Annotated in this window: 7 protein-coding genes; 2 read left to right on the top strand and 5 right to left on the bottom strand. The window is 71.8% G+C overall.

Annotated elements, in window-relative coordinates:
• Window positions 1-4: 4 nt before the first annotated feature.
• The 3 genes from FM051_RS26120 to FM051_RS26105 all read right to left on the bottom strand — a co-directional run bounded on the left by FM051_RS26120 (window position 5) and on the right by FM051_RS26105 (window position 5665).
• Window positions 5-463: a hypothetical protein gene (locus FM051_RS26120; RefSeq protein ID WP_158847772.1), complete on the bottom strand. Its 459-nt coding sequence runs from the start codon at window positions 461-463 to the stop codon at window positions 5-7.
• Entirely contained in the window at window positions 435-5252 is a 4818-nt protein-coding gene (locus tag FM051_RS50755) for a hypothetical protein (RefSeq protein WP_202919029.1), read from the bottom strand. Before FM051_RS50755 ends, FM051_RS26120 begins: the two co-directional genes overlap by 29 nt.
• Window positions 5253-5425: 173 nt before the next feature.
• Window positions 5426-5665 (bottom strand): response regulator transcription factor, encoded by a 240-nt coding sequence (locus FM051_RS26105; RefSeq protein ID WP_238412655.1) that lies wholly within the window; start codon window positions 5663-5665, stop codon window positions 5426-5428.
• A gap of 84 nt (window positions 5666-5749) precedes the next feature.
• On the opposite strand from FM051_RS26105, the gene FM051_RS26100 reads away from it, so the two are divergent.
• Complete coding sequence (locus tag FM051_RS26100; protein ID WP_202919028.1) at window positions 5750-6301, top strand: SUKH-4 family immunity protein; 552 nt, start codon at window positions 5750-5752, stop codon at window positions 6299-6301.
• 74 nt (window positions 6302-6375) lie between these two features.
• Here FM051_RS26100 and FM051_RS26095 read toward each other — a convergent pair whose 3' ends face one another.
• Both FM051_RS26095 and FM051_RS26090 read right to left on the bottom strand, forming a co-directional pair.
• Complete coding sequence (locus tag FM051_RS26095) at window positions 6376-6789, bottom strand: hypothetical protein (protein WP_158847770.1); 414 nt, start codon at window positions 6787-6789, stop codon at window positions 6376-6378.
• A 493-nt stretch (window positions 6790-7282) separates the two neighbouring features.
• Entirely contained in the window at window positions 7283-9166 is a 1884-nt protein-coding gene (locus FM051_RS26090; protein ID WP_158847768.1) for a PPC domain-containing protein, read from the bottom strand.
• 234 nt (window positions 9167-9400) lie between these two features.
• On the opposite strand from FM051_RS26090, the gene FM051_RS26085 reads away from it, so the two are divergent.
• A complete protein-coding gene (locus tag FM051_RS26085; protein WP_158847766.1) occupies window positions 9401-12820 on the top strand; it encodes a serine/threonine-protein kinase in 3420 nt (1139 codons plus the stop codon).
• The last annotated feature ends 13 nt before the right edge of the window (window positions 12821-12833 follow it).

Raw genomic sequence — 12833 nt, 5'->3', positions numbered from 1 at the left:
GTCGTCAGTATCCCGCAGTCGGCTGGTCGTCGTTCGGCAGCTTGGCCCGCAGCCAGTCCGGGACGTGCTCCGGGGCGCGCGGGAAGTGCTCCAGGTCGAGCGCCCACTCGTGCGGGCTCAGGTCCGGGGACCACTTCGGGTCGAAGTCGTGGTTGTAGACCACGTGGTACTCGGCCGGCGGGTCCATTGTGTACCGCAGCGAGAACCACGTGCCGCGTCCCTCCGCGTACATCAGCTCGCGCAGTTCCCGCAGCGCCCGGCCCACCGACAGCGGCGGGTCCACCGGCGGGCTGGAGTGGTCGGGCATCAGCACGGTGAGCGCCATCCAGTCCGAGGTCACGGCCACCGACGCGCGCAGGTCCACCCGGAACCAGCCCTTCGGGCACGCCTCGACGAGGTCGCGGCCGATCTCCTGGAGCAGCTCCCGCTGCCGATCAAGGGGTTGGTGGTGGGAGGACGACACGGTTGTTCCTCGCTGGCTCGGGGACATTGTGGAAGCTCCTGATCTCCTGCACGGTCCTGGGCGGCGGCGGGTCGGACACCGTGAAGTGGTAGCGCACGTGCAGCTTGTCCGGCGTGTGCACGTCCGGCGTGGTGCGCTCGGCGTAGAAGTCCACCCGGTCGACGGTCGTGCCGTCGACCGCCGCGCGGCGCGCGATGTCCTCCTCCATCCTCCTCCACGTGTCGTCCGTCGACCCGCCGTCGATCCGCATGGGCCGGTTCTCGTAGGCCCACTGGGGGATGTGGTTGATCCGCTCACCGGGACCGCCGCCCTCGAACGGCGTGATGTGGCCGCCGTCGAACTTGAACAGCTCCGGCTTGTTCCCGTAGTAGTTGAACGGCGCGTACTCGCCCGCCGTCGGGTCCTTGTAGCCCTCCTTGCCGCCGCTGGCGATCCGACCGGTCTCGGGCTGGACACCCTCAGCGTAAGAGCCCGGCGTGACACCGCGCCGCGGACCCCAGAAGTCCTCCGCCGTGGTGCCGCTGGGCGGGTAGACCGGGCGCCCGCTGGCAACGATCGTGTCGCCGTGCACGTCGGTCCGGTACATCTGCTGCGGCACGGTCGGCTCCATGCCTTCCACGTACCGCGGTCCCACTGCGAACGTCGTGTTCGGCGCCGGGACCGGCATGCCCGCGTCCCACGTCTCCTTGGTGCCCAGTTCCGGGTTGAAGCCCTGGGTGCTGTTGCCCGACCACGTCTGGACGTGCGACACCCGGCCGTCGGCGTCGGTGTAGAACGTGCCGTGCCAGTCGCCGTTGTCGTTGTAGACGTCGTAGCGGGCGTGCGGCTCCAGCGGGTTGTCGGGGTCGTTGCCGCGCAACGAGAACGGGCCGTCGCCGTCCGGTGGGGGAGACGGGTTGTAGTTCTCGTGCGGCGGCATCGTCCGGTAGTTGCCGTCAGGGCCGCCGGGCGGGTTCCACTCCACGGCGGGGTCGGTCCCGGCCCGGTCGAACTCGTCGAAGCGGTCGGCGGGGCGGTGGTCCGGGCTCTGGTCCGGGGTTTGGTCCGCGCTCTGGTCCGGGCTTTGGCCTGGGCTTTGGTCCGGGCTTCGGTCCGGCGAGGTCTCCGGGGTGTTCGTCCGGTTCGCCGGGGTGTCCGCGTCGGTGGTGCTGCCGTCCGTCCGGGGCGGGGTGGTGTCGGGGATCTCCTGGCCGCGGAACGTGAGCGTGCTGACCCCGGTGTCCACCTGGTACACGACGCCCGGTTCGGGGTGGGCGGTGTCCGGGTTGACCGGCACGCCCGCGCTGTTGCGGGTGTTCGGCACGCTGGTGTCGACGTGCGTGACGTTGCGGTTCGCGTCGGTGTAGTACGTGCCGCGCACCGAGCCGTCCGGGTTGTGGACGACGACGCGCGAGTTCGGCTCCAGCGGCGGCCCGCCGTTGAAGTCGAGGACGCGCTGGTTCGGGTCGACCTCCACGTCCACCCGCGGCAGGTCCTGGGGCGGGTCCCAGGTCACGGCCCGCTGCGGCGTCGGGTCGCGGCCTTCCGGCGGGTCGGTGATCGAGTTGTCCCGCGCGGCGCGGTCGCGTGCGTCGTCCGGGGTGAGGTCGTGCTTGTCGGCGTCGTGCGTGCCGGGGACGAAGCCGTCTTCGCTCGCCTTGGTGCGGGTGCCGTCGGGTCGGTGGGTTTCCCATTCGCCGTTGGGCGGGATCTTGGGTTGGCGGTTGCCGTCGGGGCCGATTTCGGCGTCGCTGGTGTAGACGCGGCCTTGGGTGTCGGTCCAGGCGGGTTTGGTGGGGGCGAGGACGTCGGCGCCGGTGTGGGTGGAGAGGCGGTTGGCGAAGTTGTTGCTGCCGGCGTCGCAGCCGATCAGGCGGATGGGGGTTTTGCCGTCCCAGCCGTTGCGTCGGAGCAGGTCGCCGTATTCCTCGGGGCTGTAGGTGTGGTTGCCGATGCGCGCTCGGCCGTCGGGGGTGATGTGGACGTCGGCGGTGAAGTAGCGCGGGTCGTGGGGCACGCGCTGCGGCAAGTCGCCCATGTCCGAGTCACCCCGGTGGTGCGAGATGCCCGCCGGGGTCGTCTCGCCGTGGCGGGTGTGGGCCTCGTCGATGTTCGGCCGGTCCGCGTCCGGGCCGTCGGGGTCGCGGTGCGGCGGTGACCAGGCGTCCGAGTCAGGGCGCTGGTGGGGGACGGGGGGCTCGGCGTGCCGGGGAGGTGCGTTGTCCGGGGCGTGGCGCGGTGACGGGGTCTGCGCGTCCGGGTGGCGTTGGGGTGGCGGGCCGTCGAACGGCCTGTTCGGGGTGTGCGGGGGCGTGGGCTGGTGCGGTACGCCGGAAGGGGCCGTGTTGGAGGGGCCCCGGTTCGGCGGACCGCTGTTGGGCGGGCCGCCGTGGGACGGCCCTGCCTGCGACGGGCCGGTGTGGGACGGACCCGGGTTGCCCGGGCCGCTGTGGGGCTGGTTGCCGTGCGGCGGGCCGCCGTGGGACGGGTTCGCGTGGGACGGACTGGTGTGGGACGGCCCTGCCTGAGACGGGCTCGTGTGCGAAGGCCCAGCCTGGGACGGACTCGTGTGCGACGGCCCGTTGTGCGGCGGGCCGCTCTGCGTGGGGCCGGGGCCGCTGTGCGGGCGGTTGTTGGCGGGGTCGGTGTTGAACGGGCCGTTGTGCGCGGGACCGGGCTGGACCGGGCCGTTGCCGCGTGGGACAGGTCCGTTGCCGGGGTTCGCGTGGGACGGACCCGGACCCGCGTGCGGCGGACCGCCGTGGGGTGCGTTGCTGGGGGATGGGCCGCCGTGGGGTGTGTTGCCGGAGGGTGGACCGCCGTGGGGTGTGTTGCCGGAGGGTGGACCGCCGTGGGGCGTGTTGCCGGGGATCGGACCGCCGTGGGACGGACCGGGAGTGCCGGGTCCGCTGGGCGACGGGCCGTACGAGGAAGGTCGCGGGCCTTCCGGACCTCGGGCCGCCGGGATGCCGGAGCCGAGGTCGCCCCGGTTTCCGGGTGTTCCGGTCCAGCCGCCGCCCGAGCCGGGCCGTGCGCCGCCACCACCGGGAGCGCCACCACCAGGAGCGCCGCCGCCCGGCGCACCACCGGGTGCGCCACCGCCTGGCATGCCGCCACCGGCGGGAGGCGTGCCGCCCGGGTTGGGTTGGCCGCCCTGCGGGCCGGTGTTCGGGCCGCCGGTGTGGGGCTGGTCTGGGCGTGCGGGCGCGTCGGGCGTGGCCGCTGTGGCTGCGGAGGTCTGGTCGAACCGCGCAGGGGGTGGTGCCGAGTCCCCGCCGCCGCCCGTGCCGCCACCACCGCTGGGCGAACCGCCGCCGCTCGGCCCACCGGTGCCGCCACCACCGCCCGTGCCGCCACCACTGCCGCCGGTGTAGGAGCCGCCACCGGTGCCGCCGCCTCCTGGCTGGCCGCCCGGCCCGCCTCGGTGTTCGCCGAGCGGGGTGTTGCTGCTGGGTGCGGGTTGGCCGCCTGGTCCGCCTCGGTGTTCACCGACCGGCGTGTTGCCGCTGGGTGCGTTGCCGCCCGGTCCGCCCCGGTGCTCGCCCAGCGGGGTGTTGCCGCCGGGGGCGGGGCTGCTGGTGGGGGTGTTGCCGCCGGGGCCGCCTCGGTGTTCGCCCAGGGGCCTGTCGCCGGGGCTCGGGCTGTTGCCGGAGCCGGGCGGGGTGACGCCTCGGGGTGGGGCGTCGCTGTCCGGGCTGCTCGGGTCGCGGCCAGGGCGCGGGGACGGCGGGGGCACATCGGCCGGGTCGCCCCGGCCCGGCCTCGACGTCGGCGTGTCGGTGGGTGTGGTGCTGCTGGAGGTGGAGGTGGCGTCGTTGCCCGGGCGGGTCGACGACGGTGAATCCGAGGACGGTGAGTTCGAAGAGGGCGAGTCCGAAGAGGACGAAGAGGACGAAGAGGAAGGCGAGTTGCTGCTTCCGGTGCCGCCGGACGGCATGTCGACGTCGGTGTTCCCGGTCTGCAGGAACCCGCCCCGCTTGATGTTCTTCGGGTCCAGAACGTCCAGCCCGGTGGCCTTGCCGGCGAGTTTGCCGACCACCTTCATGATCTTCTCGAAGACCTCGACCAGGCGCTTCAGCATCGGCGAGACCCGCTTGATCGTGTTCAGCAGGTCCTGGATGATCTTCGCGATCTTCGCGGCCCACTTCGAGATCGCCGTCACCGCCTGCGCGACGATCACCGGCGTCCCGAAGCCCAGCGAGAACACCGCCTCCAGCACCCACGCGATCAGCTTGCCCACCAGGTCGGCGATCAGGTCGCGCACCATCTCGCGCACGAACCCGACGACCATCCCCATCAGGCCCACGACCGTGCCGACCGTGCCGGCGGCGGACGCCGCACCGGTCAGGGCGTCACCGTGCACAGTGGAGTTGGTCAGGTACGCCTCGGCCGCCGCACCCGTCCAGCCCTCGGTGCCGGATTTGACCGACGCGTTGTAGTCCTCGGCGATCTTCCCCAACTCGGTGGACACGTTGTTCCACGTCGTGGAATACGACTCGATCACCGGCGGGTTCCCGGCCAGCCAGTCGAGCATGTCCTTCAACGGCTGCATGTGTTCCATCAGGAACGACGCCGCCGACGACAACAACGTCCCGAACGGATCGATCGCCATGGCCGCCGCGTCCGCGGCCAACCCGACCATCCCCAGGCCGGCCTCGACCCAGTTGCCGTCCTTGATCCCGTTGAACGTGTCCATCGCCGACTCGGCGATGGAGATGCCCGTCGCCCACCCGTTGTCCCCGGTACCGGCGTTCATGAACCCGCCCGGCTCGGCGGGCGGCGCGGCGACCAGCGGGTTCTCGCCCGCCATCAGGCACCCACCCCGGTGGTGGACACGACTGCGCCTTGATCGACCGGCCCGACGGACACGGCGACACCTCCCCTGACTCGCCTGTCTCCTACAGATGATGACGCATTGATGTCCTGCGCGGTTCCGAAAGGACACATCACGGCGTTCAGCGCGTCACCGCGGAGAACACGCCGTCAGGCCGTCGCACCCGGGAACGCCCGCACGGCCGCCACCCGGCGGTGCGCCGGCTCCTCGGCCAGGCCCAGTTTGCCGAAGATCGCGTTGACGTGTTTCTCCACGGTCGACGCGGACAGGTACAGGGCCTGTTCGATACCGGCGTTCGTCTTGCCCCGGGCCATCTCACGCAGGACGTCCAGCTCACGGGAGGTCAACGTCGCCAAAGGGGAACGTGCGGTGCGGGTGCGTCGGCTCACCAGCGCCTCGACGCCGAGGGGCTTCGGCTGGTGACGCGTGACGGATTAGATTCGCGCACATCCTGAATCACCCGGGGAGCCGCATTGACACCCGACCCGCCGCCTACCCATGACGATCTGACCGGCTGGGCCGAGCACGTCACCCGGGCCACCCGCGACGTGGTGGCCACGTGGCGATTGCCCGAGGACCAGAAGTCGATGCTGGTGAGCGTCGGGGTGCCGGTCGTCGAGGGGCTGATCGAGTGTGCGGCCTTCCAAGCCGAACCGGACCCCGCACTTCGCACCGCATCGGGAATCCCGCTCTACCGGATGACGGTGAACCGCCAGGGCGATCCCGATTCCGGCCTGGAGTGGGTCTTCGGCGTCGTGCCGGACACCGGAACGGTGTACTACGTCCTGCCCGACGGGGAAGCGTGGTTCGCGAACTCCTCGGTCGAGCTCTGGCTCCGGGCACTGCACCACTACGGACTTTCCGTGAGCCGGTCCCCGGTGCTCGCCGATCCGGACGACTTCGAGGACGAGGCACTGGCCGAACTCGGCGAAATCGCGGCCGACTTGAAGCGGATCGACCCGCCGGCGTTCGACGGCCACCAGGGCTTGATCTGGCCGGAATTCCTCGATCGCTGGCTCTGGTGACCGGCGCCACCACGGCCGGAATCCATTCGGCCGTGGTGGCGGGTGCAATTCCTCCGATTACCCGGTCACCGGGTTCAGACGCAGACGTAGCCGCCGTTGATGATCGGCGTGTAGTTCGGCGGCGGACCGGTCATGATCTGCCCGTGGTAACAGCCGTTGACCAGCCACACGCGGCGCCAGATGTAACCGCGCACCTCGCCCGCCGAAATGGTGAACGCCCCCTCGTCGTAGCCGACGCGCGCCCCGCCGTAGCGCAGCCGGATCGTGGCCGGGGGGCCGGCGTGCTTGTCGTACCAGACCGTGATGTCGACGTTGAGACCCTCGTAGGGGTCGCTGATCCTGATGCAGACGTCGCCGTTGCCGATGTTCGCGCAGTTCTCACCGATCTGCGCGGTGCTGATCGGCGCCTCGGAGATCGGTTGCGCGACGGCCTGGCCGGCGCCGACCGCGGTGAGGGCGGCCAGCGCCAGGAAAATGGCGGATAGCATTCGGATGAATCGCACTGGTTTCCTTCCGGCGTTCGTTTCCACGGTTGATCGGGGAGGCGCGCGCCATCGACGTGGCGGTGTGATCGCCACGTCGATGTTCGTGGAGGAAGCCTCACCGCTGGTGGAAAGCGGTGAGGGCGCGTTGTCGGCGCGTCAGCCCGGGAAGCGCTCGCTCCGACGTTTGAAAGCGGCAGCGCCCGACGAAGAATTCATCAGACCCCCCTGATACCGGCGCTCCGCAGCGCCGGGTCGCCACAGTAAAACCGGGGGACCACCGTGTGTCAACGGATCGACATCGCCTGCTGTCGAAAGGCCCGACACCTTCGGGTGCGCGGCGACGTCCTGCGGCGGGACAGCCCTGCCTGCTTGTGCATTTCCGAGCACGGGCTCACGCCGGAGGATGTGCGGGAGTGAGGTTTCCAACTGCTCCAACTGCCGGCCAGTCGGTGGGCGCGGCCCCTGCCGTTGGGGAGGAGCCGCGCCCACCTCCGGGTCAGCCGGTTCCCCGCACGAACGCCCACGCGGTGCGGTTGACGGTGTCCTCGATCCCGGTGAAGCCCTCGGAGGGGCTCAGCTCCTCCTCGATGAAGTCGAGGTCCGGGTCGTCGGCCGTGCCGCCGACACCGTCGGGGCCCACCGCGAACATCACGGCCGGGTTGCCGCCCGGGTCCATGACGCCCTGGAGGTCGTTGAGCCTGTTCGTGTACCAGCTGCCCGACATGTGCCCGGCCTCGTGGCTGGTGATGTTGCCGACCGCGCGGCCGATGAACGCGATCCGGTCGCTCTCCGGCCTGATGTACGAGTTGAGCGACCACGCCGGTCCGGCCGGTGCGCTGATCTCGTCCAGCAGCACCAGCGCGGTCTCCTCACGGCCGAAGTTGCCGGCGTCGATGGACTGCGCGATGCCGATGGTCCCGATACCCGTCTCGGCTACGCTGCCGCCGACGACGACCCGGCTGACGTTCGGCTGTCCCCAGGGGTCGGCGTGGTCGCGGCTGTTGAGGATGCGCACCGCGAACCTCGGATTGGTGCCCTTGGCGACCATGTCCCGCTCGATGTTCTCACGCACGGTAGCGATGATCGCGGTGATCAACGCGCGTTCGTCACCCGCGGTGAGCCCCCACCTCGGCAGGAAGCTCGACAGCGGGGAGAGGTCGCGTATGCCACCACCGCTGCCGTAGATCGCCGTGTTCACCCTGGCGCCGTCGAAGTCCAGGAAGATCGTGTGCACGGAGCCGCGGGGAGCGGTCTCCGTGCCAGGGCGGAACGCTTCGAGCTTGATGTCGTACGGACCACCTTCGCCCGCCTCGACACCGAGTCGGTACCGGCCGTCCCGCGGGGCCACGAAGTCCACCACGGCGTTGCCCCCGCCGGGCATCGGTGAGTCGACGGCGAAGATGCTGGTGAGGTCCTGCATGGAGCCGAACACCTCGCGGCCGGCCGGGTCGTACACCGCGAGCCGCGTCCCACCTCCGGCGACGGACGCGCCGAGCACGTCGCCCGCGCGCAGGTCGAACGAGTAGTAGTCGAGGTCGCCGCGGCTCCGGCCGCTGGTGATCCCCAACTCGTACGGGCCTTCAGTGGCGACGCCGTCACCGGTGCCCGGTGTCTTCGGGTCACGCGGCACACCGAACGGGTCCGAGCCCACCATGAGGTAGAAGTCCCTGCCCGGTGGGATCGTGAACGTGATGGCGGAATCCGTCGAGCCACCCGCATCGCCGCTGACCGCCCACATGCCGCCGTCGGCGTCGAAGAGCGCGAGGAACGTGTTGAGGTCGCCGGTCGGGGTCGACGTCCGAGCCGTGAACGTCACCCCGGAGGCGCCGCCGGCAATCCGGTAGAAGTCGACGTCGCCGGTACCGTCGCCGGCGCTGCCGTGCGGGCCGTCGCCGATCGTGCCGCTGGTGCGGACGGCTTGACGGTCGCCCCCGACACCGGTGTCGCTCGCCAGGCCGATCGCGTCGTTGGTCTCGGCGAACGGCGGCAGGGTCGGGATCGTGTCGTCGGGCTTGAGGTCACCGGTCAGCACGACCTTCGGGTTGGCGTTCCCGCGGGTGCCGAAACCCGCGATGTGCTCGGCTGTCGCCGGGGTGTTGTTGGCGCCGCTGGTACCGGCCGCCTCCTTTTCCTGATACGGCAAGGCCGCCTGTGCGCCGACGCCCTGTTGTCGTGCCTGCGCCCGCACCTGCGCCTTGGCCTCGCGATCGCGGGCGACCGCGGCCCAGTCGGCCTGCGCCGGGTTCGACGGGAACATCAGCAGCGGATCGGGCTGGATCCGTTGGACGGCTTGCTGCTCCGGTGCGGCGACGGACTGCCCGCCCAGTAAGAGCGAGACAGCCACCCCCGCCGCCAGCACGCCGAGTACGCGCTTTTCCATGTGTTCTCCCCCTGATCTCCGGATCTCAAGGAAACCGCCGGAGAGGAGGTGGGGGTCGGTGTTCGACCGAGGTTGACCCGTTCACGCCAACCGGTGGCGCGGATCGCGCACCAGCGGATCCGACGTTCGGCTGCTGCGCCCGTGTTGATCAGGCCACCGAGTCGGCGCGGAACATCGCGCGGAACATTGCGCGGAAGATTGACTGGCGCGGAGGGCCTCGGACAGCCTGGGGACGTGCGGGGGTTGTGGAGGGGGTTGTTCGGCGGGCGCTCCGGGACACCGGCAGACGTCGTCGAAGAGCCGGCGGCGGAAGTGGTGCCGGAGGCCGTCGAGTGGAGGTCCGGCGAGGTGGTCGCCGGGCTGTACCGAGTCGAGGGCGTGCTCGGCACCGGGGGGATGGGACAGGTCCACCTCGTCCGCCACCTCGGGTGGAACCGGGACCTGGCGGTGAAGAGTCCTCGGCCTGAGCTGTGGGGCGGGGCCGAGGCGTTCTTCGACGAGGCGAGGGTGTGGGTCGACCTCGCGCCGCACCCGCACGTCTGCGCTTGTCACTACGTGCGCGTGCTCGGCGGTGTACCGCTGATCTTCACCGAGTTCGCCGAGAACGGCAGTGTCGCCGACGCCCTGCGCGACGGGCGTGTCGTGACGACGGCCGACGTGCTCGACATCGCCATCCAGATGGCTTGGGGGCTGCGGGCCGCGCACGAGGCCGGGGTCGTGCACCAGGACGTCAAGCCCGCCAACGTCCTGCTGTCCGCGGACGGGCGGGCGATGCTGACCGACTTCGGGCTGGCGCGGGCGCGGGCACGGGCTGCCGAAGGGCTCGACGTGCCGGGGGAGTCGATCCTCGTCACCCACGGGGGCATGACGCCCGCCTACGCCTCCCCCGAGCAGGTGGCGGGGCAGCGGGTCGGCCGCCGCAGCGACATCTACTCGTGGGCGGTGTCGGTACTGGAGTTGTTCATCGGCGAGGTGGTGTGGCTGTCGGGTCCCTCGGCCGCCAAGGTGCTGCGGGCGGCGGTCGGCGGTGCGGACGGGACCGGGCTCGCGATCCCCGGCCCGGTCGCCGACCTGCTGGCCGAGTGCCTGTCCGCCGACCCTGATGACCGGCCCCCGGGCATGGCCGACGTCGCCGCCCGGTTGATCGACGCCTACCCGAGCGTCATCGGCAGGCCCTACCCGCGGTCGGCCGCGACCACGGCCACGCTCATGGCCGACGGCTGGAACAACAAGGCGTTGTCCATGCTGGACCTCGACCGGCGGTCGGAGGCCGAGCTGTGCTGGCAGCGTGCGCTGGAGAACGACCCCCGGCACCCCGACGCCACCTTCAACCGGGGCCTCGCGCGGTGGCGCGCCGGCGCCGTCAGCGACGCCGGGCTGCTCGGTGAACTGGCGGTGGTCCGGGCGGCGCACCCCGGCGACGACCGGCCCGCGTACCTGCAAGGGCTCGTGCACCTGGAACGAGGTGACGTGCGCTCGGCGGCCGAGGTGCTCGCCGAGGCCGCGCGGCAGGCACCGCACGATCCCGCCATCACCGACGCGGTGCGTGCCGCGGAAGCGCAGCCCGTCCCGCCTGGCCTGACGCTGGCCGGGCACGGCAGCAGAGGGGTGCTGTCGCTGGCGGTCACGCCCGACGGGCGGTACGCCGTGTCGGGTGGCTGGGACGGCAAGCTGCGCAAGTGGGACCTGGCCACGGGTGACTGCCTCGCGACGATCGACAGCGGCAACGAGAACGTGGTGTTCGCCGCGATCACGCCGGATGCCCGGTTCACGCTGTGCAGCGGTGGACTGGGGCGCGAGCCCGGCTGGTGGGACCTGCGCGGCGGGCGCCTGGTCAGCCGGCTGCGCGGTCACACCGAGATGATCGACGCCGCGGCGGTGACCTCGGACGGTCGGCACGCCGTCACCACGTCGCGGGACAAGACGCTGCGGTTGTGGAGGTTGCCGCGCGGCCGTTGCCGCCGCGTCCTCACCGGCCACACCGAGTGGGTCCTGTCGGTTGCCGTCACCGCCGACGGCAGGTTCGCGCTGAGCGGCAGTCGTGACACCACACTGCGGTGGTGGGACCTCGCCACCGGGCGGTGCCTGGACGTCCTGACCGGTCACACCGGGTGGGTGCAGGCGGTCGCGGTGTCCGCGGACGGACGGCTCGGCCTGTCCGGTGGCACCGACGGCACCGTGCGGCTGTGGGACCTGACCACCGGCCGCTGCCTGCGCGTGCTCGAAGGCGGTCACGGCGACAGCGTCCAGTCGGTGGCCATCAGCGCCGACGGCCGTTACGGGCTCAGCGGGGCGGTGGGGCACACGGTGTGCTGGTGGGACCTGACCGCCGGTCGCTGCCTGCGCACTTTCACCACCCCTCGGCGCGATGTCCGCGTCGTGGCCCTGGCGGGCTCCGACCGCGCTCTCGTCGGCTACGGCGATGGAGCGACCGACGTCTTCGGGCTCGCAGCGGGGGAGGCGGCGCCGTGGAGCTACAGCGTGCCCAGCGCGGCCGACGTGCTCGCCGCCCGGCAGGCGACGTTCCGCGAGCACCTGTCGCGGGCCCGGCGGTCGGTGGAATCGCGCGACTTCGCCGGCACCGCGGCGGCGCTGCGCGCGGCGGAGGCGGTGCCGGGGTTCGCCCGCAACGCCGACGTCGTCGACCTGTGGCGGCGGATCGGCCCGTCCGGCACCCGGACCGGTATCCGCGACACCCGCCTGCTGCTGACGCTGGGCGGTGACGAGATCGGCCACCTGACCGGTGCCGCCCTCACCGCCGACGGCCGGTTCGCGTTGTCGGCGGGTTGGGACAACCGGGTGCGCCTGTGGGACCTCACCACCCGCGAGTGCGTGCGCGAGTTCGCGGGACGGGGCCCCGTCCTCGACCGACCGTCGGAAGCGCTGGGCGGGCGTCGCAACCTCTACACCGTCGAGGCGGTGGCGATCACCCCGGACGGCCGCTTCGGCGTCGCGGCCAGCAGGGAAGGCGCCATCCAGACCTGGGACCTCACCAGCGGCGAGGAGTTGCCGCCGCTCATCGGCCACAACAGCGCCGACGCGGTGGCGATCACCCCGGATGGACGTCGTGTCCTCAGCGGCGGCCTGGACCGGAGCGTGCGGCTGTGGGATCCCACCACCGGTCGGTGCCTGCACGTGCTCACCGGCCACACCAGCACGGTCCAAGGGGTCGCGATCACCCCGGACGGCCGAGTCGGGGTGTCCGGTGGGTGGGACCACGAGATCAGGGTGTGGGAGCTCGCCTCCGGTCGTTGCCGGCACGTCCTCACCGGTCCCGAGGAGCCCGTCACCGCGGTGGCGGTCACCCCGGACGGGCGTGGAGCGCTCGTCGGTGGCTGGGAACGCGAAGCGCGGTGGTACGACCTGTCCAGTGGCCGTTGCGTGCACGTCCTCGCCGGGCACACCCGGCAGATCACCTCGGTCGCCGTGACCCCGGACGGTCGCCACGGGCTCACCGCCGCGGGGGACGGCACCATGCGGTGGTGGGACCTGAACACCGGCACGTGCCTGCGCGACATCCCGCTCACCGGCCACGTCGGACCCGTCTCGACCGTCAGCCCCACCCCGGACGCCGGACTGGCCCTGTCCGCCGGGTGGGACGGCACCCTGCGGCTGTGGCAGTTCGACTGGGACTTCGACTTCCGCCGTGCCTAGCTCGCGGTTCCGA

The sequence above is a fragment of the Saccharothrix deserti genome, assembly GCF_009769385.1.
GTDB lineage: Bacteria > Actinomycetota > Actinomycetes > Mycobacteriales > Pseudonocardiaceae > Actinosynnema > Actinosynnema deserti.
Note: the sequence above shows the minus strand (reverse complement) of the source record. Positions and strands in the feature narration are given on the sequence as shown.

What these genes read in the sequence shown, in the direction of transcription:
- FM051_RS50755 (WP_202919029.1), bottom strand. Translation starts at nt 5,252, where the DNA reads ATGGCGGGCGAGAACCCGCTGGTCGCCGCGCCGCCCGCCGAGCCGGGC.
- FM051_RS26095 (WP_158847770.1), bottom strand. Translation starts at nt 6,789, where the DNA reads ATGCTATCCGCCATTTTCCTGGCGCTGGCCGCCCTCACCGCGGTCGGC.
- FM051_RS26090 (WP_158847768.1), bottom strand. Translation starts at nt 9,166, where the DNA reads ATGGAAAAGCGCGTACTCGGCGTGCTGGCGGCGGGGGTGGCTGTCTCG.